This is a genomic window from Xenorhabdus poinarii G6, from assembly GCF_000968175.1.
GTDB lineage: Bacteria > Pseudomonadota > Gammaproteobacteria > Enterobacterales > Enterobacteriaceae > Xenorhabdus > Xenorhabdus poinarii.
In genome coordinates, this window is the sequence record NZ_FO704551.1 from 344,307 (window position 1) to 370,758 (window position 26,452).

Annotated in this window: 30 protein-coding genes; 28 read left to right on the top strand and 2 right to left on the bottom strand. The window is 46.2% G+C overall.

Annotation, left to right across the window (positions count from 1 at the left end; all coding sequences use genetic code 11):
- Position 1 precedes the first annotated feature (1 nt).
- The 13 genes from XPG1_RS01505 (at position 2) to XPG1_RS01565 (ending at position 9,336) form a co-directional block, all read left to right on the top strand.
- Positions 2-1,429 (top strand): anti-CBASS protein Acb1 family protein, encoded by a 1,428-nt coding sequence (locus XPG1_RS01505; RefSeq protein WP_045957515.1) that lies wholly within the window; start codon positions 2-4, stop codon positions 1,427-1,429.
- Positions 1,386-2,357 carry a phage minor head protein gene (locus tag XPG1_RS01510; RefSeq protein ID WP_071825291.1) on the top strand — a complete coding sequence of 324 codons (972 nt, stop codon included), beginning with the start codon at positions 1,386-1,388 and terminating at the stop codon, positions 2,355-2,357. The genes XPG1_RS01505 and XPG1_RS01510 overlap by 44 nt, the downstream gene beginning before the upstream one ends.
- A gap of 20 nt (positions 2,358-2,377) precedes the next feature.
- A complete protein-coding gene (locus XPG1_RS01515) occupies positions 2,378-3,760 on the top strand; it encodes a DUF2213 domain-containing protein (protein ID WP_045957517.1) in 1,383 nt (460 codons plus the stop codon).
- Between the two features lie 5 nt (positions 3,761-3,765).
- Positions 3,766-4,194, top strand: coding sequence for a hypothetical protein (locus tag XPG1_RS01520; RefSeq protein WP_045957518.1), 429 nt, complete (start codon positions 3,766-3,768; stop codon positions 4,192-4,194).
- A 10-nt stretch (positions 4,195-4,204) separates the two neighbouring features.
- Positions 4,205-5,281: a major capsid protein gene (locus XPG1_RS01525; RefSeq protein WP_045957519.1), complete on the top strand. Its 1,077-nt coding sequence runs from the start codon at positions 4,205-4,207 to the stop codon at positions 5,279-5,281.
- A 9-nt stretch (positions 5,282-5,290) separates the two neighbouring features.
- Positions 5,291-5,503 carry a hypothetical protein gene (locus tag XPG1_RS01530; RefSeq protein WP_045957520.1) on the top strand — a complete coding sequence of 71 codons (213 nt, stop codon included), beginning with the start codon at positions 5,291-5,293 and terminating at the stop codon, positions 5,501-5,503.
- Positions 5,484-5,849 carry a DUF7370 family protein gene (locus XPG1_RS01535; protein WP_045957521.1) on the top strand — a complete coding sequence of 122 codons (366 nt, stop codon included), beginning with the start codon at positions 5,484-5,486 and terminating at the stop codon, positions 5,847-5,849. The genes XPG1_RS01530 and XPG1_RS01535 overlap by 20 nt, the downstream gene beginning before the upstream one ends.
- A 2-nt stretch (positions 5,850-5,851) precedes the next feature.
- A complete protein-coding gene (locus XPG1_RS01540; protein WP_045957522.1) occupies positions 5,852-6,199 on the top strand; it encodes a hypothetical protein in 348 nt (115 codons plus the stop codon).
- Position 6,200: 1 nt separating this feature from the next.
- Positions 6,201-6,569, top strand: a complete 369-nt coding sequence (locus XPG1_RS01545; protein WP_045957523.1) for a hypothetical protein — start codon at positions 6,201-6,203, stop codon at positions 6,567-6,569.
- Positions 6,566-6,940: a phage tail termination protein gene (locus tag XPG1_RS01550; RefSeq protein ID WP_045957524.1), complete on the top strand. Its 375-nt coding sequence runs from the start codon at positions 6,566-6,568 to the stop codon at positions 6,938-6,940. Before XPG1_RS01545 ends, XPG1_RS01550 begins: the two co-directional genes overlap by 4 nt.
- A 49-nt stretch (positions 6,941-6,989) precedes the next feature.
- Complete coding sequence (locus tag XPG1_RS01555; RefSeq protein ID WP_045957525.1) at positions 6,990-7,742, top strand: Ig-like domain-containing protein; 753 nt, start codon at positions 6,990-6,992, stop codon at positions 7,740-7,742.
- Positions 7,743-7,791: 49 nt separating this feature from the next.
- Positions 7,792-8,478 carry a DUF6246 family protein gene (locus XPG1_RS01560; RefSeq protein WP_045957526.1) on the top strand — a complete coding sequence of 229 codons (687 nt, stop codon included), beginning with the start codon at positions 7,792-7,794 and terminating at the stop codon, positions 8,476-8,478.
- Between the two features lie 297 nt (positions 8,479-8,775).
- Complete coding sequence (locus XPG1_RS01565) at positions 8,776-9,336, top strand: phage antirepressor N-terminal domain-containing protein (RefSeq protein ID WP_157879415.1); 561 nt, start codon at positions 8,776-8,778, stop codon at positions 9,334-9,336.
- 119 nt (positions 9,337-9,455) lie between these two features.
- Here the strand turns inward: XPG1_RS01565 and XPG1_RS01570 are convergent, their stop codons facing one another.
- Positions 9,456-9,884, bottom strand: a complete 429-nt coding sequence (locus XPG1_RS01570; RefSeq protein WP_045957527.1) for an Arc family DNA-binding protein — start codon at positions 9,882-9,884, stop codon at positions 9,456-9,458.
- Between the two features lie 129 nt (positions 9,885-10,013).
- Here XPG1_RS01570 and XPG1_RS17265 point away from each other — a divergent pair, with 129 nt between their 5' ends.
- The 15 genes from XPG1_RS17265 (at position 10,014) to XPG1_RS18815 (ending at position 25,622) form a co-directional block, all read left to right on the top strand.
- The gene (locus tag XPG1_RS17265; RefSeq protein ID WP_071825293.1) at positions 10,014-10,184 is read left to right on the top strand and encodes an Arc family DNA binding domain-containing protein; all 171 of its coding nucleotides are present in this window, start codon (positions 10,014-10,016) and stop codon (positions 10,182-10,184) included.
- A 69-nt stretch (positions 10,185-10,253) separates the two neighbouring features.
- Positions 10,254-10,997 (top strand): phage antirepressor KilAC domain-containing protein, encoded by a 744-nt coding sequence (locus XPG1_RS18810; RefSeq protein WP_045957528.1) that lies wholly within the window; start codon positions 10,254-10,256, stop codon positions 10,995-10,997.
- On the top strand, positions 10,994-11,533 hold the full coding sequence (locus tag XPG1_RS01580; RefSeq protein WP_045957529.1) for a BRO-N domain-containing protein: 540 nt from the start codon (positions 10,994-10,996) through the stop codon (positions 11,531-11,533). The genes XPG1_RS18810 and XPG1_RS01580 overlap by 4 nt, the downstream gene beginning before the upstream one ends.
- A 147-nt stretch (positions 11,534-11,680) precedes the next feature.
- Positions 11,681-12,538, top strand: a complete 858-nt coding sequence (locus tag XPG1_RS01585; RefSeq protein ID WP_045957530.1) for a hypothetical protein — start codon at positions 11,681-11,683, stop codon at positions 12,536-12,538.
- Positions 12,539-12,602: 64 nt separating this feature from the next.
- Entirely contained in the window at positions 12,603-16,031 is a 3,429-nt protein-coding gene (locus XPG1_RS01590) for a tape measure protein (protein ID WP_045957531.1), read from the top strand.
- A gap of 220 nt (positions 16,032-16,251) precedes the next feature.
- Complete coding sequence (locus XPG1_RS01595; protein ID WP_045957532.1) at positions 16,252-16,512, top strand: type II toxin-antitoxin system RelE family toxin; 261 nt, start codon at positions 16,252-16,254, stop codon at positions 16,510-16,512.
- Positions 16,513-16,584: 72 nt separating this feature from the next.
- Entirely contained in the window at positions 16,585-16,959 is a 375-nt protein-coding gene (locus tag XPG1_RS01600; RefSeq protein ID WP_045957533.1) for a helix-turn-helix domain-containing protein, read from the top strand.
- Positions 16,960-17,027: 68 nt separating this feature from the next.
- The gene (locus XPG1_RS01605) at positions 17,028-17,363 is read left to right on the top strand and encodes a phage tail protein (RefSeq protein WP_045957534.1); all 336 of its coding nucleotides are present in this window, start codon (positions 17,028-17,030) and stop codon (positions 17,361-17,363) included.
- Positions 17,360-18,064 carry a phage minor tail protein L gene (locus tag XPG1_RS01610; protein WP_045957535.1) on the top strand — a complete coding sequence of 235 codons (705 nt, stop codon included), beginning with the start codon at positions 17,360-17,362 and terminating at the stop codon, positions 18,062-18,064. Before XPG1_RS01605 ends, XPG1_RS01610 begins: the two co-directional genes overlap by 4 nt.
- Positions 18,065-18,068: 4 nt before the next feature.
- On the top strand, positions 18,069-18,782 hold the full coding sequence (locus XPG1_RS01615; protein ID WP_045960300.1) for a C40 family peptidase: 714 nt from the start codon (positions 18,069-18,071) through the stop codon (positions 18,780-18,782).
- On the top strand, positions 18,725-19,303 hold the full coding sequence (locus XPG1_RS01620) for a tail assembly protein (RefSeq protein WP_045957536.1): 579 nt from the start codon (positions 18,725-18,727) through the stop codon (positions 19,301-19,303). Before XPG1_RS01615 ends, XPG1_RS01620 begins: the two co-directional genes overlap by 58 nt.
- On the top strand, positions 19,303-23,397 hold the full coding sequence (locus XPG1_RS01625) for a phage tail tip fiber protein (protein ID WP_084717249.1): 4,095 nt from the start codon (positions 19,303-19,305) through the stop codon (positions 23,395-23,397). Before XPG1_RS01620 ends, XPG1_RS01625 begins: the two co-directional genes overlap by 1 nt.
- 83 nt (positions 23,398-23,480) lie before the next feature.
- Positions 23,481-23,708, top strand: a complete 228-nt coding sequence (locus XPG1_RS01630; protein ID WP_157879416.1) for a hypothetical protein — start codon at positions 23,481-23,483, stop codon at positions 23,706-23,708.
- Positions 23,708-24,358: a hypothetical protein gene (locus XPG1_RS01635; RefSeq protein WP_045957538.1), complete on the top strand. Its 651-nt coding sequence runs from the start codon at positions 23,708-23,710 to the stop codon at positions 24,356-24,358. Before XPG1_RS01630 ends, XPG1_RS01635 begins: the two co-directional genes overlap by 1 nt.
- Before the next feature lie 49 nt (positions 24,359-24,407).
- Complete coding sequence (locus XPG1_RS18815; protein ID WP_052708211.1) at positions 24,408-25,622, top strand: phage tail fiber protein; 1,215 nt, start codon at positions 24,408-24,410, stop codon at positions 25,620-25,622.
- On the opposite strand, the gene XPG1_RS01645 is transcribed toward XPG1_RS18815, so the two are convergent.
- A complete protein-coding gene (locus XPG1_RS01645; RefSeq protein ID WP_052708212.1) occupies positions 25,573-26,337 on the bottom strand; it encodes a phage tail fiber protein in 765 nt (254 codons plus the stop codon). The genes XPG1_RS18815 and XPG1_RS01645 overlap by 50 nt on opposite strands.
- Positions 26,338-26,452: the final 115 nt, after the last annotated feature.

The window sequence follows — 26,452 nt, forward strand, 5'->3', positions numbered from 1 at the left end:
CGTGAGTGAAAGCAAACCAGAATTGCTCGTTAATAGTCTGGCGGACACTATCGCCCAGCGGATGCTCTATGCGGCTGGTGGCATTAGCGGCAATACAAAACGAACCAATATTTATTCTGAGTTCGGTTATCCCACCCGCTTAACCTTCCGTGAGTATTACAACGCCTATGAACGCAATGCGGTGGCACACGCCGCTGTACATCGCTTACTGGATGGATGCTGGCAAGATAACCCCACTATCATTGATGGTGAGGAAAAGAAAGAATCAGACGTGACCAGTGCATGGGAAACAAAAGTTACGAAGCTGCTCAAGCCGTTCTGGTCGAAAATCAAAGACGCTGATCGACGCAATATGATTGGTCATTACTCGGCACTACTGATTCAGATTCGGGATAGCAGGACATGGAGTGAACCAGTTGATATTACCGTGGTATCGCGACTGAAAGAAGAGGCTTTGGTAAACCTGATCCCCGTCTGGGAGTCGCAACTCACTGTGGCGGAATGGGACACAGACATTAATTCAGAAACCTACGGGCAACCAAAGATGTTCAATTTTGATGAACGTCCGGTCGGTCAGGTGGAGATACAAGGTCCAGCAAAACAGCTTGCTATCCATCCATCACGAGTGATCACCTTATGCGAAGGTGCAGAAAGTGGCGATATTTTCTCCGGCACGCCTCTTCTTAGGGCTGGCTATAACAAATTATTGGATATTGAGAAAGTCAGCGGTGGCAGTTCCGAAGGTTTTCTGAAAAACGCCTCGCGCCAGATTGGGGTGGAGTTTGATAAAGAAACGGATTTACACAATATCACCACCGCAGCAATTAAGGCGGGTTACAAAGATCTTGGTGCGGCACTGGAAGACAAAATCAGCAAGCTCAACCGTGGGACGGATTCCGCTGCTGTCATGCAGGCAGGTAAATTAAATGTGCTGTCTGTGGCACCGGGTGATCCTACCCCCACATGGGAAGTGACCACCCGTGAATTTTGCGCCTCTGTCCAAGTCCCATTCACTATTCTGTTTGGCACACAAACTGGGAAGTTAGCCGGTGACAAAGACGATGCCACATGGAAAGTGCGCCTGAATGGGCGGCGCTGGGGCTTTTTGACGCAGTATGTGACACAGTTGATAACGAGGTTATGGGAAATCGGCATTATCGCCCCACCGTCCTCCGGTGAAGTCACCATTGCATGGTCTGACATGTTGGCCGCCAGTGAGCAAGAGAAGATCGACAATATGATTAAAATGGCTGAGGCGGCACTTAAGACTCAGCAGGCTTTCGGGACACCAATATTCACCCCTAATGAAATTCGCACTGTAGGCGAACTGGAACCACTGGAAGACGAGCCAGAACCGCAGGGGGCAGCCGGAGATCCGTTAACTGATGACCCAGACCAAAATCGGAACCCCGATAATACCAAGGAATAAACGCGACCCAACGCAATCATACCGACCCGTTAACAAGATGTTTCGTGATATTGAGAACCGATATCAGGGCATCAAGGCAGCTTTACGGAAATTGTTCGACCAGAGATTAATGGGCAGAACGATAGAAGGGAATGCTCAGAGAGCGCTTGTACTGCATGGCGACACCCTTTATCAGGTGAATACGGGGACGTTTGTCTATGACATGACAGCCCAGCAACTGGCTGACTTGCTGGAAATCGTACAAGTCATTCTGGATGATTATTTGTTGGCTGGTGGGAAAGATCAGTTATGGGCGTTTAGTTATGTAGCGGATGAATATCAGCGAGGGACATTAAACGCCTATACCAATTTATCCGCGCAGTCAGAAATCTACGCACAGCAAACTACATTGTCTTTCCTGTTATCGACGCCAGCCTATCAAAATCAGGTAGCGTCTGCGTTTATATCAACCTATAGCGACTGGACAGGTATTTCTGATGCGGCAAGAGCCGATCTTTCTCATGTGATAGCTGAGGCCATTGCTCGCGGCGTTAATCCGAGAGAAACCGCCGCTATCATCAGTAAACGCTTAGATGTGTCAATGGGGATCGCCAAGAACATTGCTCAGACTGAACAGGTTGGCGCATTGCGCAAGGCTCAGTGGAATGAGACTAAGTGGACTAACGAGCGACTGGGATTGAATACTGCCCTGCTCTGGCTGTCAGCGCTCAAGCCGACAACCCGACAAGGGCACGCAGCAAGACACGGGCAAATCTACACCATAGAAGAATGTGAGGAATTCTATTCCAAAAACGGTAATCGCTATCACTGTTACTGTGCGCAACAACCTGTGGTGCTGGATGATAATGGGAAGCTGTATAACACGGGATTAACTGAACGCCTGACAGAAGAGCGTCAGGCGTGGCAGGAACCCCATTTATCTGAGTAACAATTCAAAGAGGTCATAGCATGAAGCTATCCGGCATTCATGTTAAATCACTGGCCCTAAACTCCTCCAATATCTCAGCAGAAACCATTGACGGCGATGTGCATATCGTCATTCGTGGCGTTGTGCCTGTGGTTGATGATGTTGTGATGAACGGAGGGCTGTATCCGGCTGGTGAAATTAACAAAAGCTATAAATCCATAGAAGGCAAACAGATGCCTTTGGGACATCCCAGCATTGACGGTCAGTATGTCTCTGCTGATGTTCCCCGTGCCGTTAATCAGTTTCATGTTGGCGCATGGGCTGAGAATGTCCGCAAGGACGGCGATCGGGTTGTCATGGACATGAAGATCAACCGCCGCTATGCAGAGTCTACAGAGAAAGGTAAGGCTTTGTTGCAACGTCTTGATGACATGATGACGAACAACAACGCGGAACCTATCCATGTTTCTACAGGGTTATTGCTACAGCGGGAGCAAAACAGCGGTAAATCAAAAGGGAAAAAGTACAGTTGGGTAGCCCGTAATATGCAGTTCGACCATGTGGCTATTCTTCCTCCTGATGAACCGGGCGCTGCGACACCCGATGATGGTGTGGGCATTTTTGTTAATTCTGACGGTGAAAAATTAGAGGTTGAAACGGTCAATCTCTCTGATGCGTCAAATTGCACAAAAGAAGGGGTGATCGATAAGGCGAAGTTCTTCTTCACCAATGCGTCCAACTTCTCATTTGATGACATTTACTCCGCGCTCAGGGATAAGCTCAGGGCTACTTATCCAGACGATGACTATCCCTATGCTGAAAGCGTTTGGCCGGACAAATTCATCTATTACCACGCTGGTAAAACCTACCGACAAAAATATCTCATGAACGATGACGGCACCGCCGAACTCGTTGGAGAGCCTGTTGAAGTTGTGCGCAAGCCAACTGAATACGAAGAAATCAAAACCAATAAGGAACACGATCCGATGAAAGACATGATTGTTAACGCCCTGAAAGTCGCAGGCAAGGAAACAGAGGGTAAATCTGACACTGAACTGTTTGCTGCCTATAACGCCCTCAAGGAGGAAGAGAAAAAGAATCAGGAAGACCAAAACAAGGGTAAGAAAGAAGAGGAAGAAAAGGCGAAACAGAGCGCCAGTAACTCTGCTGAGGCACCAGCTTGGTTCAAGGCGTTCGCCGATAAGCTGACTGCGATTGAATCTGGTTTGACTGCGAACGCCGACAAAGAAAAGGCCGACAAGCGCGCTGCGGTGAAAGCCAAGTTCTGGCTGGATGATACCGCCGTTAATGCACTGGATGGCGCGGCACTCGATGGGTTCTATGCGCAATGCCACACCTCAACCGGACTCAATTCATCATTCACAAACAACAATTCTGAATCATTCACATCTATGCCGGAGTAAATAACATGGCGAAAAATGGAAAGCGCGTTATTCATGCAGGGGGTTTGTTCCCCAACCCAATGCTGAACCGAGAAGGTGCTGCGGCAGTTGATACCCTGCCCGGCACCATTGGTTATTTTGAGGCAGGCAAATTCAAAGCCTCAGTCGATGGCAAAGAAGCGGCAATCCTCTCTGTCGCTAATATCGATTATCTGCGTTGTCAGACGGTGGATGATCCTGTCACGGTGGGTGAAATCGTTGTCGGTATGCAGCCGATGGCAGGCATGTTCCTGAATGTTCGTGCGACTGAGGGGGCATACAAAAAGGGGCAACCTGTGGCAGTCACTAACGGCCAAATTAAGGCGAGTGGTGATGGCGCTGTCGTTTTTGCCTATGTTGAAGAAGACAGCATCACCGCAAAAGCAGGTGATCTGGTTCGCGTGGTGTTTAAATAAGGAGAACTGAATGTTTTATTTTTCAACCAAAAAGGCTACCGAAACCGGAAACCTTGAGGCTAACCAAGCTCAGTTTAGTGAGCTGACACTGGCGCGTAACTCATCTGCTCAGGCGGTAGCTGATTTTATTTCTCGTGCCCGCTTTCGTGTTGAAGATGCCCCGCGCCTCGATGCGGTTAATGCTGTCGATGATATTCGCCGCTTATATCGGACGTATGACCAGACAGTATTGGCTGAATTTGAGCCGAATACAGAGTTCACGCTGCTCAATGACTTGATGCCACTATCGCGCTCTGTTCGTCTGGAAGAGTCAGTGTATGAGTATGCCCGAACAGGCGGTACGGGCTGGGCGCATACGTCAATGTCCGGCCAGATTGGTGCAGCTCTGGATGCACGTTCTTACAGCTTTGACGGTACGATGGTGCCAATTCACGATACGGGCTTTAAGTTCAATTGGCGCGATCCGGTATTTAACAAAGGCTCTGCGCTGGCTTCATTGTCTGATGCGCAGGCCGACTCAGTGAAAGTTGTTCGTCGTAAGTATCTCGACTTTATCTGGAATGGCTTCCGTGACAGTGAAGGCAATTTCATTAAGTTTGATGATAAGACGTGGAAAGGCTTGCGCGCTGATGAGCGTATCGCACAAGTCACGCTGAACGTCGATCACACCACGAGTACAGATGGTCAGGCAATGCGTAGTGAAGTTATGAAAGTGCGTGACGTGCTGAAATTACAAAACTACCAATACGGCGCTCAAACGTGGTATGTATCAGGTGAAATCCTGTCTAACTGGGAAAAACTGTATTACGACGTTAACCAGACTCGTACTGTTCTTGAGGAAATCAAGAAAATCACTGGCATTTCTGACATCAAAGAAGACTTTGAGCTGAAAGGCAATGAAATAGTGATCGTGCCTCTTGGTGCCGGCGTCATCGCTCCGATTGTTGGACAGGCTTTCGGCACGGTTGCGGATCCACGCCAGTTCTATAACTCCGACTATGTATGGCGCACATGGGGGGCTGCTGGCCTGATGGTTAAGCAGGATATTAACGGGCGCTTCTCGGTCATCCACGCCAAAGGCAAGTAAGGGGGATTTATGGCACTGGTAAAAGTTGTTTCAAATAACTTCTTTGCTGGTGCCGACCTCAAAAAGCTAGAGGTTGGTGCTCAGTTAGACGTGTCGGAAGAAAACGCCGCAGCATGGATTAAGACGGGATTAGTCGAGCCGATAGGCAAAAAAGAGCTTGAAGTGGCAACTCCGACAAAACAAAAAAGCAAAGGCAAAAAAGATGGTGATAACACTGGGTGATATCAAGCCGATGATCGCCGAGCTGGGTTTCACATTGCCTGATTCTGTACTGGAATTGCTCTTGGAGCAGGTGAATGTAACCTCGGAGTGTATGACGGCTCAGGGTTATGAGGACAACCTGCAAAAACTCCTGCTTATCTATGCCGCTGTCCGTCTGGCTTCCCTGTCCGGTGCAAGAAAAATTGCCTCACAGGGTTCGCCCTCCGGTGGTTCGCGTTCATTCAATTACGATTCAGCCGGCACGGATTATTTGCTGAAACAAATCAGGATCTGGGATAAACAAGGCTGCCTGTCCGGTTTGCCGCTGGAAAGTAAATTAGTCGGCTTCTTTGATGTGGTGGGGTGATCATGAGCAGTGTTGCTAATTGGGCTTATACCGCCCCCTGTACCTTCTGGCAGCGACTGGGGAATGATGAGTATGGCAAATCCCTTGGCTATGGGGAGCCACGAATCATCATGTGTGATTATCAGGGTGGGTTGTCCAGCAAAATATCAGGAGTGGGTGCTGAACTGGTTGCCAAAAACACGTTCTGGACTGAGTTTGCTGATGCGTCTACAGGGGATTACATCCTGATTGGCGAGTCATCCAATCCAGACCCTATTGCGGCAGGGGCTGACGAAATCAAACATCTCGTTCGCTATGCAGACACATTCGAGCGCATGGCGGATGACTATGCGTTGGTTACAGGGGTGTGATATGGGCGTAAAAGTCAAAGGCATTAAAAAAGCACAAACCCGGCTCAATGCGTTAATCGGCGATATTCGAGGAAGGAAAGTGGTTCGAGCCATGTATAAGGCTTTGTATATTGGCAGTGCTCAAGCCAGCCTCTACACCCCCATCGACACATCCACACTCATTAACTCTCAATTCCGTGATGTTCGCGTTGATGGCGTGAGGCTGACCGGGCGTGTGGGGTATTCGGCAAACTATGCCGTTTATGTCCATGATCCAGAAGTTAAACAAGACTTCCGCAGGGCAACCGCGAAGAAAGAGTTTTTGAAATTGGGCTTTAATGAGATGAGAAGCCAGATAGATAAGGCTGTCGCACAGGAGCTGAAACTATGATTGCCTTTGAGCAATTTCGCCATTATCTGGCAAAAGCCGGGTTGACTGACGGTTTTAAAGTGCAGATGGCGAGCTGGATTGAGCAAAAAGGTGACGGCGGGAAAGTGCAGTACATGGTTTTTCAGCCTGCCGGTGGAACCGGGCGACTGGATGATATCAGTGCGGATGACAATGTACAGGTAATACTGGTCAGCGGCCAGAATGACCCACAGCCGGTTATCCAGCGAGCACAGGACATCCTCAATTACGTCGCCGCCAACCCGGACGATGACTGCCTGAATGCCGTTTTTAATCTGGGTGGTATGCCAACCCCCATCCCCACACAAGAGAACCGATATATCATCCGGTTACTCTTTCGTTGCACATCATAATCAGGTCGCTTAGGCGGCCTTTTTTCATTGTTATTAAAAGAGGTTATTTATGGCAAATTGCCCGGTAGAAACCAATAAATTGATTGGCCGTAATGCCATTATCCGCATTGCGCAGGGTTGCCCTGACGCAGTCCCCGATCAATCTGCATTTTTCCGAATTGGTGCATTGACCACCAAATCCTTTGACTTGTCCCCCAACACGCTGACCTCAGAGGCGGATGATTCAAAGGGGCTGGTGGAAAGTATTGTCACCAGTATGGATTTAACCATCAGCTTTGACGGTGAATATCGCAAGCGGGATAAAGCGGACGACTTTGGTCCATTGCGCTTGCTGCGGGAGATCCCGAAAGAAGTTCAAGCCGGTCGTCAGCCCTCGTATTGGGTACAAATGGACTTTACCGGAGAAGATACGTTTGTGTTGCAGGGGTATATGGTTTTCACCTCCTGGTCATCTCAATTTGGTGCGAATGAAGTGGCGACCTATTCCGGTGAATTGAAGGTCAGTGATGCTGATACGGTTGATTGGTTGATCGAAGAAGTCGCGGTGCAATCGGTCGCGGTTAACCCGCCCTCATTAACTGTTGCCACAGGGAAGACGAATTCGTTTAGCGTCAATGTCAGCCCCACTAATGCCACCAATAAAAACTACACGGTGATGTCGGATAAAACCAACATCGCTACCGTGAGTAAGATCGGTAATGTGGTGACAGTGAAAGGCATTGCAGAAGGTGCCGCAAATATCACAGTTACCACGGAAGATGGCAGAAAAACCGCGAAATGTGCCATTACGGTCACTGCTTAATATTACAAAGGGTACTTGAAAGTGCCCTTGATAATGTTCTGGAGGCTTTATGACACCCATTATTGATATTGGGGAGATGGTTATTTCCACTGATAAATCAGATTTTTTACTTCGCCCTTCGCTGGTGGCTATGACACGCATTGGCACACCCAAACAAATTGTTGACGCATACACGCTGCTCAATGGCGCAGAGACACAATCGTTAATTAACCGCGCAATGCTGGCCTATGGTTCGGTTCCTGACTGGCTGATTAAGATAATGCGTAAGCCTGCATTTGGCCGCAATATCCTGTCAACGGCCATGATGGTGATACAGGCGTGTTGTGAAGATGATGCTGATGAACTGATCGGCGAATGGCGTCCGGGGCGAAGAGGGATTATCTATCGTCCGGGGAAAGCCCCTATTAATGACATCATCGTCATTGCTCAGGAACTGGTGACGCATGGTGTTATTGGTAAGGTCAAGATCAGGAAGCTCCAGCGTAATGAAGGGACAGAAGCGTATTCCGATCAATTTAATGCGGTCGAATATATCAATGCGGCGCGTATTCACTTCGCTATGTCACGGAATGAGGCAGAACGATTAACGATGACCGAGTTCCAGATGATGCTGAAAACCAAGTTCCCTGACGAAAAAGGGTTCACGCGCGAAGAATATGACGCGGTCATCGAGGCCGATGATAAACGCACTCGTGATCTGCTCAGTGGTAAACGAAGATTGGTGAGCATGAAATAATCCAACAGAGGCATGGTATATCAAAATCTGAAAAATTAGCCTTGCTGCAAGGTAAATACCGGTTATTTGATAGAATTTGCTAACTTATTAGCGTCTTTTAGAGATAATAACGGATAAATACCCATTATCTATGTACAAATAGTTGATTATTCGAGGTATCTCTCAGTTTTAAATTAACGTTATTTACAAAAGGTTACAGTCACGTAATTAATAGTTTCTATAAGAAATAATAAAACCCCTAACTATGGCTGTAGTCAGGGGTTTATGAATTGTCCAGTATTGATTAGGAACATAGACGTGATCATTGTAGCAGTGAAGAAAGTGAGTCCAACAATCAGCGTTCCACTCTGTGGCGCAGATCTCTATATCGTGGACTATCACGGTCAACCGTATGTACCGATAAAACCGATTGCTGAAGGCATGGGGCTGAATTGGGCTTCGCAGTTCACAAAACTGAAAACTCGTTTTCAGCAAGTAGAGAAGATCTCAATACCAACAAAGCACGGCTTGAGAACCATGAGTTGCCTGGCGCTTGATGAACTCGCTGACTGGTTGGATATGATCAACCCCAGAAAAGTGAAGGCGGCTATAAGAAATAATGTTGTTTGGTATCAGGAGGAGTGCCACGGTGTGCTGTCTACTTACTGGATAGCAAATGAAGAAAAAAGGAAGGCACCGGTAAGACCTCAGCCTTGCTATAGATTCCTCGTCAAAATGGAGGTTCATGATCGCTATCTTAATAAAACGGATATTTTCACCGGTAGAACAGAGACGCCAGAAAACATTATCACTGGCGTTGCCCGTCAATACGGATATTACATTGAAAATATGATCTCACTGCCAATGCATAGGGTTTAAATCATTCGCATTGCAAAAGGCAAAGAGGCAGCCTGACATCAAATAATCTTCCCGGCCTCGCCGAAGCGGGGTTTCCATTTCCAAAGCCCTCATGGGGCTTTTTTGTCCGTTGCAAATGGCTATTTAATATCAACAAGGAATCCGTCTGCGTCCAATGACCCCATTGATACTGTATAGCCAAGGTCATTGAGTCGATTAAATGTCTGCTGAAATACTTCGTTAAATTCTTTATCTTCTAGACCTTCAAGTTCAAGGTCATTTAGCATGATGCAGAAGCTTTTGTGCCCCATACGGATTTTTTTATTTATCTCGTCAAAGGTTCTTTTGAGAATGATGCTGGGTAATTCATCTTTTGCCTTGTTGGCAATCTGTATCGCATCCTTGGCTGAGATCAACTCATCTGTGGGTGGTTCGTTCAGAAAGCTAATATCAAGACGCTGAACAATCTCTGCATTCATAGAACGAGAGTTCGCCTTTGCTGTTTCCTCTATTTTTTCTTTTAACTCAATGGGAAGTCTGATGCGTAATTGCGGGTCTTCTCTGCTCATAATGAATTCCGGTTGTGGTCAAATAACTAATTTTAAAATTATGACCCACGGTGGGGTTGACTTCAATGACGCACGGTGTGACAATTAAGTCAGTGCCCCACGGTGTGACAATTAAAGGAGAAGATAAAAATGCAGAAAGCAAAAGATATGTACCAGCGCAAGATTCGATTCCCTGAGGAGATTTGTAAGGCCATTCAGGAGAACGGAGAGAAAGAGAGTCGGCAATTCAATACTGAAGTTATTTATCAGTTAAAAAAGGCGTACGGATTGATAGAGAAGATACAGCATGAAGCCCAATAACGACGAAACCCCAACTGTTGGAGCAGTTGAGGCTTCTAAAACGTCAAATCTTACTAGGAAAATAACGCTATGAAAATTTTAGCACCTGCAACACAAGCTGTCACTATGTCAAGTCGTGAGATCGCGGAACTGACAGGGAAAGAGCATAAAAATGTATGTCGGGATATTCGCATTATGCTTGCAGCTTTATACGGTGGTGAAGAAAAAGATTATCTTCGTAACTCAAATTTGAGCCACCTTACAAATCAAAGAGTTGAATGCGTTCAATACGACATATCAAATCCGAACGGGTGGGAATATTTACTCGACCGTCGCCATACAGAAATTTTAGTGACTGGTTATGATGTCAAAAGACGAGCAGCGGTTATTGATCGTTGGTTTGCTCTTGAATCAAATCCAGTGCAACCAATGATACCCCAAACTCTACCCGAAGCACTTCGTCTTGCCGCTGACTTAGCAGAACAGAAAGCAGAGCTTGAACACAAAGTCGAAGAAATGAAACCTGATGTTGCAGCTCTAGAGCGTATCGCAAAATCAGACGGCTCGATGTGCGTTACAGACGCAGCTAAGCATTTACAAGTTAAACCTAAAGTTCTTTTCGACACCTTATCTTCACACAAGTGGATTTATCGTCGCTTAGGTAAAAAGAATTGGGTTGGTTATCAAGACAAATTACAACAAGGGTTGCTGGAACACAAAATACGGTCATTTACCGACAGTGAAGGTGAGGAACAAACACGAGCGCAAGTTCTTGTGACCGCAAAAGGTATTTCCAAGCTGGCTAAGATGTTTAGTGTGGAGGCTGCAGCATGAGTGCTCAATTGGTTTTTCAGGATACGGTATTTAATCCAGTACACCATACCAATAAAATTTGGCTCACTGCTGTTGAGCTGGCTAAGGCGCTTGGGTACAAAAAATCAGATGCGGTTAACCAGATTTATGAGCGTAATTCTGATGAGTTTACCGCTGCTATGACCGAGACCCTCAAATTGAGTGTCTCGGATAAATCAAAGGGTTGCAGTGATAACTTGCAAAAAACAGTGCGCATTTTTTCCCTTCGAGGTGCTCACTTAGTTGCTATGCTCTCAAAGACGAAAATAGCTAAAGAATTCCGTAAATGGGTGCTGGATATACTGGATCGTGAAGTTGAAAACTCATCTGAGGTCACAAAACCTAAGTCACCTGGTTTTAGGTATCTAATCAAAATGGAGGTTTACGATAGACATCTTAATAAAACGGAAACGTTTACTGGTAGAACTGAGACACCAAGAGGAATTGTCACTGGCATAGCCAGACAATATAGATACCACATTGAAAGCATGATCGAGCTTCCAATCGGCATATTATAGAATTGACCATAACCATATCATCACTAACTAATCATAGCCTCGCTTCGGCGAGGTTTTTATTTCTAAAGCCATTAATTGTGGCTTTTTACATTGTTTTGCCCTACTCGCTTGGTATCATGAGCGAAATTTAACAATGAGGGATTTGTGATGAGGAAGTTATTAATAGCCGGAGTTTCTTTTTCAGCGTTGATACTGTCTGGGTGCTTGGCAACACCGAATGAAGTCAAGAGCAATAAACCCATTCCTGTGTCATCATTTTCAGTTGATGAGAAATATAACCTTAACGAAAGTGATAAACAGTTTTTCGTACCTAAAGAGCAAGCACATGTGTTAGAGACTGTGCAGGAAATAAAAGATGCTAACTGTTCTTATTACATGAACTCGACAGGAGTAAACAACATAGCTATAGGTAGGGTTAAGGTTGTTAAGGGAGCGTTCAAAAAGGAAGCTTTATTCCCTAACAGTCATATTGAATGCTCACTTCGTGAAGATTATCAGAATAAAGGGGCGTTCAAGATAGAATTATCTGAAAGACTAACAATAGATGGTGTAAAAGTGACTGTTAGGCACAGCTCTAATGATGGTATTGTTGTTATAGGAAGAGGTATGGGTTACGGTGATAATGATACTTGGCTAAGTCATTGTAATAAAGATGCAATGACAGATAAAACTTCCTGTTGGATTACCTATGGCAATTTAATGATAATAAAAGATGCGATAGGTTATACCTCTGCCATTGGAGGTGATATTTATCCTGGAACTAAAGGTTACATAAGAGTAGGGAAAGATAAACCTTATATCACAATTGAAGGGGAGAAAATAAGATTCTTTGATTACTCAATGACGAGAAAAATAGTTCGTGATTTAGAGGCGACTTCTTCGAATAATGCTATTACTCAATATACTAAGTGGCCTGATGGTAAAGTTATTAATGAAGAAATAAGCCTTAAGCATTTTAAAGTGGCAAAAAAAGTATTGGATGTAATTTATAAAAACTACGAGTAACCTACACACCATTAATATAACAACCTCGCTTCGGCGGGGTTTTCTTTTTTAAGGAGTCGACAAAATGGCAGAGCATCAAGTAGGTAATATTGTTTACCAAGTATCAATGGATGTAGCGCAATTGCTCACTGCCCAGCGCCAAGTAAATGACAGATTGGATGGTTTAGAGCGCGGAATGGGTAGGGCTGACATGGCTACGAGACGGCTAGAGAAATCAATGTCATCATTATCTGTAATAGCATCCAGTCTTATTTCGGCTCTCTATGTCCAACAAATTGCCAAATATGCAGATAGCTGGACTACCGTAAACAACAAATTAGTCAACTCCAAAAAAGCACATGAAGAACTTGGTGAAGTAACTACGCGCGTATTCGACATCTCTCAGAGGACAAGAACCAGTCTAGAAGCCACAGCTACACTGTATGGCCGTCTTGAAAAGGCCACTCGTTCGTTAAATATGGGCGCTAGAGACTTAGGCGACATGACTGAAACAATAAATAAAGCGCTCATCGTGTCAGGTGCGACAGCGGCGGAATCATCGAGCGTTCTCGTTCAATTATCACAAGCTTTAGCGGCAGGCGCATTACGTGGCGAGGAATTTAACTCCGTTAGCGAGAACGGCATAAGGATAATGCAAGCCATTGCTGATTATTTGGGTAAAGATATAGGCCAATTAAAGGAGATGGCTGCGCAAGGTAAATTAACGTCCAAGATAGTCGTTGCCGCAATGAAAGCGAGTGCAGATAAAATCGCCAAGGAATTCTCTAAGACCACTTCTACAATAGAACAGGCGTTCGTTGTCGCTAACAATAACGTTACTAAATTTGTTGGTGAGTCCAGCAAGATAAATACAGCAACGAATATATTCAATAAATCATTGGTGACCCTGAGTGGAAATTTGGATGTATTCGCTACCGCTATCGGTATGGTGGCACTGGCGGCTGTCGCTAAGTTTAATGGCGCGCTGGCAGGTAAAGTGAAAGCCATGCACACATCCGCTCAGGCTTCCCTTGCTGAGGCCAAAGCCACTCACGCTAACGCTTTAGCAACTGAAAATGCAGCTATTGCTGCCAATCGTAAAGCACTGGCGGATAGAGAACAGGCTATTTTGGCCTATATGGTTGCAGAAGCGGAACTTAAAGCCGCGGCTGGTACTAATGCTGAGCGGATAGCGACTGATAATCTTGTTGTTGCTAAGTCTCGGTTAGCAATAGTCGACCTAGAAGTGGCAACTACTGGAAAAGCTGCCGCTGCTGCAACTGCCGCAGTAGGCATTGCAGCTAAACAAGCCTCGGTGGGTTTGCGTATGCTAAGCAATGCTCTTTCTCTTGTGGGCGGCTGGTTCGGTCTTATCACCATCGCAGCAGGGGTTTTTTACTATATGTATGAAAAAACCAAACAGGCATCAGATGGTGCGAGGGAATATGCGAAAAATTTAGGTGATGTTAAAGAAAAACTCAAGGATTTGAGTGTGGAAGAGGTTGCCGCTGAAATTGATAAGATGAATAAATCAATAAAGCAGATGGGAATAGACGCCAAAAACGCAGAGCAAAAAATTGATGAATTGCAGAAGGAACTCGATAAATTCAAAGACTCTAAAAAAAGAGCGATAAGAATAGCCTATTACACGAGTAACGGGCTTGATAGAGATTTTGCCGAGCAAGCTGTTACTGATGATGAGAAACAAGCGCAAGAGGCTTTAACGCAAGCTAAAGCAGATCATGTACGCATAACAAGAGAGCTGAACAACGCCAAGGCAAATTCGGCAAAAATGTCCGATATCGAAAACAAAAAGATAGAGGACACCAATAAAGCCATTATGGAGCAGGCACAAAAGCGTATTCCTGATCAGGTTGCTAAATGGCGCGAAGCGAAGCTGACCATGTCTCAGATGGTTGAGGAGGCAAAGAAGGCCATTCCTGATATCAATAACCTCATTAGCACCGTTGGCAATGCAGGGGCAGAAGTCAACAAAAAAATGCAGGACATGATTGAAAAGACCAGAAGGGAAAACGACATAGCTTCAACACCAGAAGGGATAGATAAAGTTGAGAAAGAGGCTATTTATGATGCGAAGGATGCTGGTGCAAATGAGCCAGATACTATAGCTCTAGTTAACGCAAGGAAAGAGCTACACAAGACGCAAAAAGCCAATGAGGATAGGAAAAAAGCCGAACAAGAAGCTGAATCAGCCGCCAAGAAAGCTCAAGATGAGGCTGACAGTCGTTCTAAACAGATTACAGATTCACTCAAAAATCAACGCGAAGAACTTGAACGACTGAATCAAGGGTACGAAGAAAACAGCCTTGAGATGGCTAAATATGACGCTCGCAAGGCGATGCCGAAAGGTTCCAGTGAAGCCCAGCTAAAAGAAGCAGAAGATCTCACCGCAAAAATTTGGCTGGCTAAACAAGCAAAAGACGACAAGATTAAGTCGTCCGAACTCGATGTTGCAGCTCATTCCGCAGAGCTTCGTAAAAAAGAAGAAGATGATCTCCAGCGGATGTACGATAAGCACCTTATCGACGAAAAAACGTTCCAAGAACAGATGAAAGTGATTAGGGATAAAGCCGCAGAAGAAGAGCGACAACGTAAAGTTAATGAGGCTGTGAGTCCTGGCAACAAACTCCTTGGAGAAGTTGATCCTATTCAAGCAATGCAGAATCAGCACGAAGAGGAACTTGCGCGGATAAGAGCAATAGATGATGAGAAGGTTCTTTCCGCTCAACGTCGTGAAGAGTTAATCAATGCGCTTGAAACTCAGTATAGGGAACAGAGGGAGCAAGCAGAATGGGAAATGTTTCGCAACCAAAGCCAGATGCATCAGTTTGTAGCTGACTCACTGGATGCCCTTGGCCAACGCTCCGCTAATGCCATCACTGGGTTGTTAACCGGCACTCAGAGCGCCAATGATGCTATGCGCAATCTGGCCTTAACCATCACAAACGAAGCAGTTTTCGCACTAGTTCAGATGGGCATGCAGCAAATCAAGAATATGGTGATGGGAGTGGCGGCTAACAAAGTTGCGGCGGCATCGTCTGTCGCTACTGGTGCGACGATTACGGCTGCAATGGCTCCTGCTGCTGCGGCTACCAGTGTGGCGACAATGGGAACAGCCGCAACTTTCGGTTTGGCCGCAATGACTGCGGCAATTCCTGCGATGATCGCATTGCTTGGTGCTCGCAAAAATGGCGGACCAGTCAGTCCGAACGGCGCTTACCGAATTGGGGAGAACAATAAACCTGAGCTATTCAAAGCAAACAATGGCCACCAATATATGATACCGGGTGACAGGGGGAAGGTGATTAGCAACAGGGAAATAGGCAAAGGCGGTAGCGGTGCTTCGGTTGGTAGCATTAATATTAATTTTAATGTTCAGACACAAGGTAACTTCTCTGAACAGGATGCACGAATGGTGTCGGGAATGGTAAGACAATCCATTTATAGTGTATTGCAGGATGAGAGCAGACCGGGTGGAATGCTGAACCAGTAGTGTGCTAATAACGGTCATTGTGTCATAAAACCCCTGTTATTCATCGATCTGTACCTTTTCGTCGCGCATTAATTTACGAAGTATCATTACCCGATGATTATACAAACACGAGCATAAGTATTTATTGATGAATATAAGTATTTTATAGATTTAATAAGTATTATGACTTATAATTAAAACATCCTGAAAACGGAGATGCTCTTTAATAATAGGGGAAATGATGGTCAAAGTGATTTGGTCTAAGGCAGCAACCAAGCAGCTGATTCGGATCGACTCGAGATATCAGAAGGCGATAAAAAATAAAGTGAGTCAGCTTACTGGTTTTCCGCTTGTGGATTTGGATATCAAAAAATTAACGGGGACAGAAGCTCAATACAGATTGAGAGTAGGCGACTACCGAATTTTGTTTGAGCTTTCGGGTAAAGAGCCGAAGATTTTAGAAGTGCAGGAAGTTAAGCGAAGACAAACAAAAACATATTGACTGGCATGGCGGGTATCCCCCGCCTGCTTTTTCCTCTATTCATGTCAGGGTCAACACAATATTGGAGATAATATGGCTGGTATCCAGTTTATTACAGATGAGAACGGCAACAAGCAAGCGGTAGTGCTGCCTATTGAGGAGTATGAACGCTTACTAGCTGCGGTGGATCGTGATGAAGATTATGTCAGCATCCCTTACACCAAAGGCTCTCATGATGATGAAACCATCCCTCATGAAGTCATCAGTATCATGGTGGATGAAGAAACTACACTTCAGGCAGCATGGCGTATCTATCGCGGTTTGTCACAAACAGAGGTGGCTGAAAAATTGGGAGTCAGGCAAGCCGCCGTCTCCCAGTTTGAAAAAGCAGAACGTCCCCGCCAGGCCACATTGGTAAAACTGGCGGCACTTTATGAATGCAGGCCAACACAATTAACATTGGATTAAAATCAACCCATTTTTATGGACACGTAATTGCACAAACCCTCTTCGGAGGGTTTTTTTATGGGGGGAATATGATTAAACCAGAATTCAAATGGCGACCGCAGGATAACTATGAGGTCAGCCATGAACCACGTGTCAAAGTGATTAAGTTTGGTGATGGTTATGAGCAGAGATTCAAAGACGGCATTAATAACCAGTTAAAACGCTACCAGCTCAGCTTTGCCGAGAGTGCTAAAGCCGGACGAGAGATTGATAAGTTCTTGCGGGAACGGGGCGCGGTGGAATCCTTCACATGGCGAACCAGTGACGATAATCAATTGCGTACTTTCGTGTGTCGTTCATGGACGGTCAACCGCCAGCGGGTGCGCTGGTCAATCAGCTGTGTATTTGAAGAGGTGGTGGCATGAGGGATATCCCGAAAGAGATGCGGATTGAGGTCACCGAACTGAGTCAGAACGCCATTCTGAATCTGTATGAGATAGATTTGACGGCCTTTGGCGGGGATATCTACCGCTTTCATGATGGTATGAACGGGAAGTTACAGCCTATTATCTGGCAGGGACTACGCTATGAGCCGTATCCGGTAGAGGTGACCGGGTTTGAGATGAGTGGCAAAGGTCCAAGTGCCAGACCGAAGATGGTCTTTGCCAATATCAACGGGTTATTGACCGCAATAAATCAGGATTTCAATGATGCGTTGGGAGCTGTAGTAACACGTCATCAGGTGTCAGAACTGAGCCTGGATGCAGTGAATTTCCCGAATGGTAACCCACAGGCAGATCCCACGCGTGAGGTGGTGAGTAAATACCTGATAGAACAAAAACAGGATTCCAACGCGGATTTTGTGACATACGTGCTGGCCTTACCTTGTGAAACGGATGGCGCGTTAATTCCGGCGCGGGTGATCCAGGCGGATATTTGTGGCTGGCAATACCGCTCAGCCGACTGCGGTTATGACGGGCCACCTGTGGCTAATGAAAAAGATCAGCCCACAACAGATCCGCTGAAAGACCGATGTTCAAAAAAATATAGTGGCTGTCTTAAACGATTTCCCCGCCCTTTACCCATGCCTTTCGGCGGTTTTTTAGGCGCAAACAGATTGGGTTAATACCATGATTGAACAAGACATTATCGCCCACGCGAAAGCGGAAGGGGTGAGGGAATCGTGCGGACTGATTTCAGGTGGCCGCTACTTCCCTTGCCGCAATATTTCGCCAGATCCTGAGAATTTCTTCGAAATTAACCCGGATGACTGGATAACGGCAGAGTGCTTTGCAGATATTGATGCCATTGTGCATAGCCATCCAAACGGAAGGCCTCGCTTGAGCACGGCTGATAGGGCGCAGCAAATTAAAACCGGGTTGCCGTGGTGGTTGGCTTGTGATGGGCGGGTGCATCAATTTCGCCCCGTTCCGCGTTTATTAGGCCGGGAATTTATTCATGGCATACAGGATTGCTATTCGCTGATCCGCGACGCCTATCACCTGGCTGGTATCGAATTAGATGATATCCATCGCGACGATGAGTGGTGGAACAGCGGCCAGAATCTTTATCTCGATAATAGCATCAGACAAGGCTTTGAGCAGGTTGATGATATTCAGCCCGGCGACATCATTCTCATTTGTCTGGGAAGTCAAACGCCCTGCCACGGGGCAATTTACCTCGGCAATCAACAAATTCTACATCACAGGCCAGATCGCATCAGCAAGCGGGATATCTATGGCGGTTATTGGCTCAGATATACACATTCAATCTGGAGACATAAACAATGGTCAAGTTACAGCTTGGAGGCCATCTTAGAAGATTTGGCCGTCGTTATGAGCTAGATGTTAGGGATGCAGCAGAAGCTATCAGATGCCTGTGTTACCAGTTAAAGGGATTCAAGCAGGCGCTCTCTGATGGATATGTACGTATTCGCATCGCCGGGAGGGATATGACAGAACAATCCATTCCGGCAGGCATGAATCATCCACTCGACCACGGCGATACAGTCACTATCGTGCCAGTCGTGGGAGGGGCGGGCGGCAATGGTGCGGGGCTAGGCATGGTGGTGTTGGGCGCAATAGCTATCGGTGCGGCGTTTTTGACAGGCGGTGCAACTATTGCGGCGTGGAGCGCGATGCATGCTGGATTAGCTATTGCCGGGGTTGCTTTGGTTGGTGCGGGGCTGGCTTCTATGCTGACCAAAATGCCAAATAGCCCGGAAATGAAATCCAGTAAAACAGAGGGCAACCGGTATTTCAGTTCACTGGAAAACCGTATCGGGCAAGGATATCCAGTCCCCATCCCTTATGGTGAGCTGGTGGTGGGGTCGAACGTGATTTCTCAGGGCTTGGAGACAGAATAGTGGGAAAAGGTAGTGGTGGTGGCAGTACGCCGAAACTGCTTGATGATAACCTGAAAAACAAGCAGTTTTTGAACATTGTTGATCTGATTGGTGAGGGGCAAATTGAGGGGCCAGTCGGCGGCTTGCACGGGTTCAGAATTAACGGAACGCCCGTTGTTGATAAGGGCGGCAATCCCAACATTCATGGTGTCACTGTCCAATGGCGAGCGGGTACACAATCTCAAGAGCCATTAACTGATCATCCATTTGTTGAGAGTGAAATTCCGGTCAGTGTCGAGGTTAAGAAGGATAGCCCCATTCTCAGGGCGGTATCCGGCCGCGATGTGGATAGGGTCAGGCTTACAGTGGGTGTTAGCCAATTGGTGCAAACAGATAGTAAAGGCAACCAGAGCAATACCTCAGTACAGTTGGCTATCGATGTGAATGATGGCTCCGGTTGGTACAATGCCAAGATCGTGCATATCGGGCCGGCAAAAATCAGCGGGCAATATCTGGAATCCCATACTATTGATGCCCCCAAGAAAAAACCTTTCCAGATCAGAGTATCCCGCTTAACGGATGACAGTAAAAGTGATCAGCTTCGCAATGGTACGGTATGGGCGAGTTATACCGAAATCACCGATACTCTGATGAGCTACCCTAATAGCGCCGTCGTGGGGATGCGCATTGACCGCTCATTGTTTGCAGACACCCCAAAACGGACTTATCACATTAAGGGCATGATTATTCAGGTGCCTGATAATTATGATCCTGAGACGAGAGAATATCATGGCGTATGGACGGGGCGTTTTAAGCCTGCCTATACCAATAACCCCGCATGGATATTCTACGATTTGGTGACCAATACCCGTTATGGTATCGGAAAGCTAATGGGTTCTTTTGGTTGTGACAAATTCGCCCTGTATGCCATCGCGCAATATTGCGACCAGATTGTCCCTGATGGTTTTGGCGGCACAGAACCCCGCTTTACCTGCAATGCGTATATTACAACACAACGTAAGGCGCGGGATGTATTGGATGATTTGGCTTCGGTCTTTCGGGGTATGCAGGTCTGGAACGGGCTGCAACTAACCTGTTTTCAAGACAGGCCCTCCGATCCGGTCTGGACATTTACCAATGCCAACGTAGTTGAGGGGAAATTTAACTACGGTGCGTCGGCAAAGAAAGCCAGGCATACAGTTATCGAAGTGACCTGGATGAACCCGGATAACGGCTGGAAAGAAGAACCGGAACTAATTCAGGATGATGCACTGGTTGACCGTTTAGGACTGAATGTCAAAAAGGTGACCGCCTTTGGTTGTACCAGTCGGGGTCAGGCGCATCGGGTAGGCAGATGGATAATCGAAACCGAAAAACTGGAAACCGATTCAGTGACGTTCAGTACCGGACGCGAAGGGATCAACTGTATACCCGGCGATATTGTTGAAATAGCCGATAATAGTTTCGCCGCTGCCCGAATTGGCGGACGGGTGCTTACTTTCTCCGGTAAAGAAGTTCGTCTTGATGCGCCAGCGGATTTTGCACAAGGTGAGTCAGGTTACTTCTCCTACATGGGGAATGACGGGAAATTTATCAGGGTAGATATCGAATCCGTCAGTGGTGATGTGATCACCCTGAAAGACGTACCAGCCGGATTGCGTCAATGGGGCGTGTTTTCTATCTCCAAGCGATCACTGGTTACTCGGTTGTTTCGGGTGATGAGCATTGCCGAAGACACAAAAAGCGGCCATTACAACTTCACCTGTATTCAGCATGAACCCCAAAAAGAAGCCATTGTTGATAATGGTGTTGATTTTCAGGGTATGCCCGCCACGCAAAACGTGATCCGCATTCCGAACATTGAACGCCTGAGCATGGCTTACATTCAGGACAGTGCGCAGGTGCAGGCTCGTGCTATGTGGGCCACCACGACGATTAACCGCAATATCACCTTTGAGGTGGTGATTTACCGTGACAATAAAGTGGTTTCACGCGGGAATACCAAAGATCTGGAATACTACATCAGTGGTCTGGACGTGGGAATATATCAGGTCGGTGTTCGTGCTCGTGATGACAACGGGATGTTGGGTGATGAATCCAAAGTTCAGATGGTGATTGGTGCTCCGGCTGCCCCTTCGGTTATCGACATTGAGCCTGGATTTTTTGAGCTGAAAGCTATTCCCCATATCAGCGCACCTAAAACACTGGATACCCAATTTGAATTCTGGTTTTCAGCAACGCGGATCAGCAATATCAATGAAGTAGAAGTGAGAGCCGATTTTCTTGGGATCGCTAAGTTCTGGACAAAAGGACAGCTGAAAGCTGGAACATCCTACTGGTTCTATGTCCGCAGCGTGAATGAATTCGGTAAATCGCATTTCGTTGAAGCGGAAGGCAGAGCTGACGACAATGCGAAAAATATTCTAGAGATTGTGGGTAATCAATTTCTGTCAACGGAAGCGGGGAAACGTCTGGCAGAAAAGATTGATTTCAATACCGAGAAAACAACTGAGCTGGAGCGAAGTGCGCATGAGTTAGGCAGCAAAGCGCTTAACCTTGAGCAACAAATTGGGGATGTAGCGGAAGAGATGCTGAGCAATGCTCATTTTAGCACCCAGCTTAGCCATAATATACAAGAAGAAGTTCATGACCGTAAGGCAGATATTTCCCGTCTTGAACAGGTGCAGGCGAATGAGCGTGAGGCTCATACCAAATTTCAGTCACAAATCAGCTCGGAAGTGTCGAATAACCGGGCGGCGGTACTGGATATCCGGGAATCTCAGTCCACACAGGAAAAGGCTTTTGTCAAAGCAGTTGATCAGGTTAAAGCCAGCCTGAAAACCACGGATGATAGCGTGCAGGATATCACCGGACGAGTGACACAGAATACCAATGCCATTGCAGCGGCGAATGTGTCACAGGCGAAATTTGAGCAAACTACGCGTGCTCGCTTTGAAGAGCAAAGCAGTGATATCAGCAAAATGGAAAAAACGGTCACGGATGCTGAAAGTGCGCTATCAGAAGCCTTGATGCAGACGTCAGCACAGTTCAACGCGATCAGTGATCAGCAGTTTAAGTCGGCGGCACGGATTGTGCGTGTTGAGAAAGCCGTAGCTACGGAAAAAATTGCCCGCGCTGAAATGGGACAACAAATCCATGCCCGGCTGAATGATGCAGAATCCGCCATAGTGGACGTCAAAAAAACCCAAACCGAAGCGGATAAGGCGTGGGTCGAAAGCCAGACTCAGTTGCGGGCGGAAATTCAAAAAGGTGACACACAGTTACAGGAAAGCATTGATCAGCAGGCACGGCAGTTATCGGCTATTAACAGCACGTTCAATGAACAGAAAACGGCGATTGCCAATCTTGAAAATTCTTCGGCAACATTAGAGCAAGCCCAGAAAAGCCAGTATGAGGCTCAGCAATCCCAAATTACTCATCTGAATGACACCTTCAGCAACCAAGAGCGATCTCAAGCTGAATCTATCCTGCAACTTGCAGCACAAGCTGTCGATGCTGCGGGGGAGCAGCGTCAAATTCGGGCGGAAATTAACCGGGTAGATAAAGCACGAGCTGATGATCGTCAGGCATTTGCTAATTCTATTGAAACCCTAAAAGCACAGGTAGGCGAAAACAGCGCTGTTTTGGAAGAGAAAGCGACCGCTGTCTTTGATATCGACGGTAACGGGTATGCCATCAAGGATATCGGGGCGGGAGTGAATTACAAGGGACAGTTTTATAAAGCCGGGATGGTGATTGGAGCTGAAGTTAAAAATGGACAGGTGGAAACACAATTTGGCGTCCGAGCAAACCAGTTTACCGTGGTCAATCCCACCAATGGCAAGCTAGAACCAGTCTTTACGATTAAGGATGGGCAGGTGTTTATCAAGGAGGGTTTTATTGATTTAGCAACCATTCAGCATTTATTGGTTGGGATGGATATTAAATCCACCAACTATATTCCCAATCAGAGGGGCTTTAGATTTGACGCCAAAACCGGTGCTATTGAGATTAACGGTGTAAGCAACGAATACAGAATAATGATATCAAATAGAGGGTTTTATTTATTTGATAAAACCAACACCCCGATAATAGAATTAGGTGAATTGTTGTGAGAAATTACGGATTAAGAATCAGAGAGCCAAAAACAGGGCGAATAAAGATAGATACGTCATCCCGAATAGGTAGAATTTTGGGAATGGTTACATTGCCTAGTGTGGGTGAAGGAGAGCGCCGTTCTGGTAGCATCCCGTTGGATGAGCCATCAAAATATGGCGAGGTTTTTATTTTTGTTGATAGTGACGTTGTTATTTACGGCCGTGTAATTTTTAACGTCTGGTATAACAATGACGCCATACACTACGATATCAGTTGCGGTAACCAAGCTGCACTGAGGGGAACAAATGTTTTTTACGGGGTTAGGTGATGTTCGGACTACGTGTTACTGGCGATGATTATATTTACCAGATTGACGGGGTGAATTGCAGCTATGTATTACGCGCTAAGGAAAGGCTGTTTTTGCGAGGAGGTTTTGCGGATAACACCCTAGCTGTTAAACTGGGTGTTAGCACCCCGGCAAAAACGCCATACGTTGACGGTGATTTGATATTCATGAAAACAGAGGGTGACGTAAATATTGTTAATAATCGATTTAAAGACAGCATTTACCAGCCCCCCGGGGATAGCTCAGGATACGTTACATTATACTTTTTCAATTCATCCGAAGTGGTTAAATCGAACTCCAAAATCGGTTTACGTGTCAGAGGCGTGAATGGGAACGTTATATTTGATTCCGGCAACGAGTACCTCAAAATCATCCATAGCGAAGTTGGAAACAATATTATTTATGATTATTCTCGTCAATTTAATACGGATATAGCAGTAAACGTATCAACAATATGCAGCAGACAATGCAACGAAGCCGAATATTATGAATATTACGAATCATTTTTTAATTGCACAAATAACCATTTGCGAATAAAAGAAATGTTTTCGTGGGGTGAGGATTTGCCATCCATAGAGGGGTATACAGTGGGAAACTCATTTATTCTAGTCGCTGACGTCAGCGGGCTTTAATTTATCATTTCTATCTCTTAATTAGTTAAAATACGAGAATACTAAAATCATGATCTACACACAAGGCACAGCCTCAACCGTGTCAGGCTCGGCTATTGTCCGTGGCACAGGAACACAATTTAAATCCAATATCAATGGCGTTGCTCCAGGGCAAATTATTTTAATCCAGTCCGGCAGTAGCAACCTGTTACATATGATACAAGCGGTTAACTCAGATACGGAATTGGTATTGGCCGATAATGTCAAGGTCACCCTGAATAATGCTAAATACCAGATTCAAACTACAGTACCTAATTCCATCTCGGATGGTGTCCGGCATATGTGCGCCATTAACAGTAATGTCATCCAATTTCTGCAAAATATGGACAAATGGATGAGCCAAGATGGTGCAGTGAATGTGACGCTACCGAATGGGCAAACCGTGTCACTTCAATCGATACGGGCGCTAGAAAAAACGGTCACTGGGAAACTGGCCAAATCGGCGAACGGGGGGGATATTCCGAACAAGCTGGAATTTGTGAAAAACCTCGGTTTATCGCAAACCGTCGAACTGGCAGGAAATGCAGTGGTACGGAATCCATCAAATGGGAGTCCGCAAACAATTCAGAGTACAATCAGGGTTAATGGTTATCTGGAAGCAGTTGACGAGATTTCTTGTTATACAGGCGGCACTAGAATTAACCTAAAAACAGTCGGTAATGATCCGCATGTTGTTTTCAAATGGAATAACTCTCAATGGTATGAAGCGCGATTCCCCAGAGGAAATGGTAATATTTTATCACTAGGTGCGAACTGTTATCGAGATGGAAACGGATTCATTAAAGTTGCATCGCCCATCATTGAAATTCACCCCGATGGTACATTCACTACCAACGGTGAATCCGAAGGAGCAACAGTCACAAAACTAGGCACTGGCCACTATCGCATTTCTGGCGTGCTCGGCTACAACGCTGACGGTGCGTGGGGTGTACATGGCGGTATCAGTGCTCCACGCGATGTGAACGGTAATGAGTTAGTGTATGTCGAGGATAAGGTGTTGCCGGACGGGGCTATTGATATCAAAATCACCCACCGACAGAACGCCCACATGCCCGCTCGGTTGCAGAACAGACGCATCAAATCCGTGGACGAACACACCTATTACACCGATGATGAACCGTGTGATTTACCCGCAGGCACTCGATTAGACGTCCGGGTCCAAATGCCTGAAGATTCTATTTGGAATCAGCGGGAATTAACGGCAGAACCTCAGCGGCAGGAGTAGTCATTTCCTCCTCAGTGGCCGGCATTTGCACTCGAACAGAAACGAATCGGCCATTGGGGATATCAATCAAATCACCGTCAGCATATCCCTCGCGTTTATTTCTGGCGAACTCCGGCGCATTGGGGTGCTCTCGGTGATAGGTCATTAATTTGATAGCACCATCATCCAGCACCGTGTAGTCCACCCAAATCAGCGGCAATTTATTTTTGCATATTGGAATTTCAACCCCGCCATCAGTGCCGCCCCACGCAGCATCCGCATTAAATCCCAACACGTTTTTGATGAGATAAACCCCTTCAGACAGGCGCTCAACCGTTGCACCCTCGGATTCATCGTTGGTCTCGAATTTCCCATCGTTCCAGATTTTGATAACGGGCGAGGCTTTTTTGATAAATCCTCCTCCGTCTACGTGTGTGTTTTTATCTGTCCATAGTTCGCTAACTCGGGTATTGCCGCTGGCATCATTGCCGTGCACAAAACGCACACCATAGTTGTAATGAGCAATAAAACCCGCCCATGTATCCCCTATTCGAGTGACATAACCGCATGACCACGCATAGCCAGCTCCACCAGCAGTTGAATCGTCAATACGAAACGCATGTCCGCCCTCAGGTCGTGAGGTTATCCACGATGTAAATTCACTGATAGTGTTAGGGTTTATGATATTACGTTTGATGAATCCCGCAGCGCTATCACTAACTCCAATATTCTGCACAAACGCCGGTTTATTCTGAATGTCTGCCCCGTTCGCATATTTGGACAGGGCACTTCCTGCCAGTTCGACGGTTTGCGATAAACCGAGGTTTAATGGAAATTCGTTGTGTTGATAT

Bases quoted from the DNA above. Each gene is read 5' to 3' on its own strand.
- XPG1_RS01510 (WP_071825291.1), top strand. From the start codon at position 1,386: ATGACCCAGACCAAAATCGGAACCCCGATAATACCAAGGAATAAACGC.
- XPG1_RS01515 (WP_045957517.1), top strand. From the start codon at position 2,378: ATGAAGCTATCCGGCATTCATGTTAAATCACTGGCCCTAAACTCCTCC.
- XPG1_RS01520 (WP_045957518.1), top strand. From the start codon at position 3,766: ATGGCGAAAAATGGAAAGCGCGTTATTCATGCAGGGGGTTTGTTCCCC.
- XPG1_RS01525 (WP_045957519.1), top strand. From the start codon at position 4,205: ATGTTTTATTTTTCAACCAAAAAGGCTACCGAAACCGGAAACCTTGAG.
- XPG1_RS01530 (WP_045957520.1), top strand. From the start codon at position 5,291: ATGGCACTGGTAAAAGTTGTTTCAAATAACTTCTTTGCTGGTGCCGAC.
- XPG1_RS01535 (WP_045957521.1), top strand. From the start codon at position 5,484: ATGGTGATAACACTGGGTGATATCAAGCCGATGATCGCCGAGCTGGGT.
- XPG1_RS01540 (WP_045957522.1), top strand. From the start codon at position 5,852: ATGAGCAGTGTTGCTAATTGGGCTTATACCGCCCCCTGTACCTTCTGG.
- XPG1_RS01545 (WP_045957523.1), top strand. From the start codon at position 6,201: ATGGGCGTAAAAGTCAAAGGCATTAAAAAAGCACAAACCCGGCTCAAT.
- XPG1_RS01550 (WP_045957524.1), top strand. From the start codon at position 6,566: ATGATTGCCTTTGAGCAATTTCGCCATTATCTGGCAAAAGCCGGGTTG.
- XPG1_RS01555 (WP_045957525.1), top strand. From the start codon at position 6,990: ATGGCAAATTGCCCGGTAGAAACCAATAAATTGATTGGCCGTAATGCC.
- XPG1_RS01560 (WP_045957526.1), top strand. From the start codon at position 7,792: ATGACACCCATTATTGATATTGGGGAGATGGTTATTTCCACTGATAAA.
- XPG1_RS01570 (WP_045957527.1), bottom strand. From the start codon at position 9,884: ATGAGCAGAGAAGACCCGCAATTACGCATCAGACTTCCCATTGAGTTA.
- XPG1_RS17265 (WP_071825293.1), top strand. From the start codon at position 10,014: ATGCAGAAAGCAAAAGATATGTACCAGCGCAAGATTCGATTCCCTGAG.
- XPG1_RS18810 (WP_045957528.1), top strand. From the start codon at position 10,254: ATGAAAATTTTAGCACCTGCAACACAAGCTGTCACTATGTCAAGTCGT.
- XPG1_RS01580 (WP_045957529.1), top strand. From the start codon at position 10,994: ATGAGTGCTCAATTGGTTTTTCAGGATACGGTATTTAATCCAGTACAC.
- XPG1_RS01585 (WP_045957530.1), top strand. From the start codon at position 11,681: ATGAGGAAGTTATTAATAGCCGGAGTTTCTTTTTCAGCGTTGATACTG.
- XPG1_RS01590 (WP_045957531.1), top strand. From the start codon at position 12,603: ATGGCAGAGCATCAAGTAGGTAATATTGTTTACCAAGTATCAATGGAT.
- XPG1_RS01595 (WP_045957532.1), top strand. From the start codon at position 16,252: ATGGTCAAAGTGATTTGGTCTAAGGCAGCAACCAAGCAGCTGATTCGG.
- XPG1_RS01600 (WP_045957533.1), top strand. From the start codon at position 16,585: ATGGCTGGTATCCAGTTTATTACAGATGAGAACGGCAACAAGCAAGCG.
- XPG1_RS01605 (WP_045957534.1), top strand. From the start codon at position 17,028: ATGATTAAACCAGAATTCAAATGGCGACCGCAGGATAACTATGAGGTC.
- XPG1_RS01610 (WP_045957535.1), top strand. From the start codon at position 17,360: ATGAGGGATATCCCGAAAGAGATGCGGATTGAGGTCACCGAACTGAGT.
- XPG1_RS01615 (WP_045960300.1), top strand. From the start codon at position 18,069: ATGATTGAACAAGACATTATCGCCCACGCGAAAGCGGAAGGGGTGAGG.
- XPG1_RS01620 (WP_045957536.1), top strand. From the start codon at position 18,725: ATGGTCAAGTTACAGCTTGGAGGCCATCTTAGAAGATTTGGCCGTCGT.
- XPG1_RS01630 (WP_157879416.1), top strand. From the start codon at position 23,481: ATGGTTACATTGCCTAGTGTGGGTGAAGGAGAGCGCCGTTCTGGTAGC.
- XPG1_RS01635 (WP_045957538.1), top strand. From the start codon at position 23,708: ATGTTCGGACTACGTGTTACTGGCGATGATTATATTTACCAGATTGAC.
- XPG1_RS18815 (WP_052708211.1), top strand. From the start codon at position 24,408: ATGATCTACACACAAGGCACAGCCTCAACCGTGTCAGGCTCGGCTATT.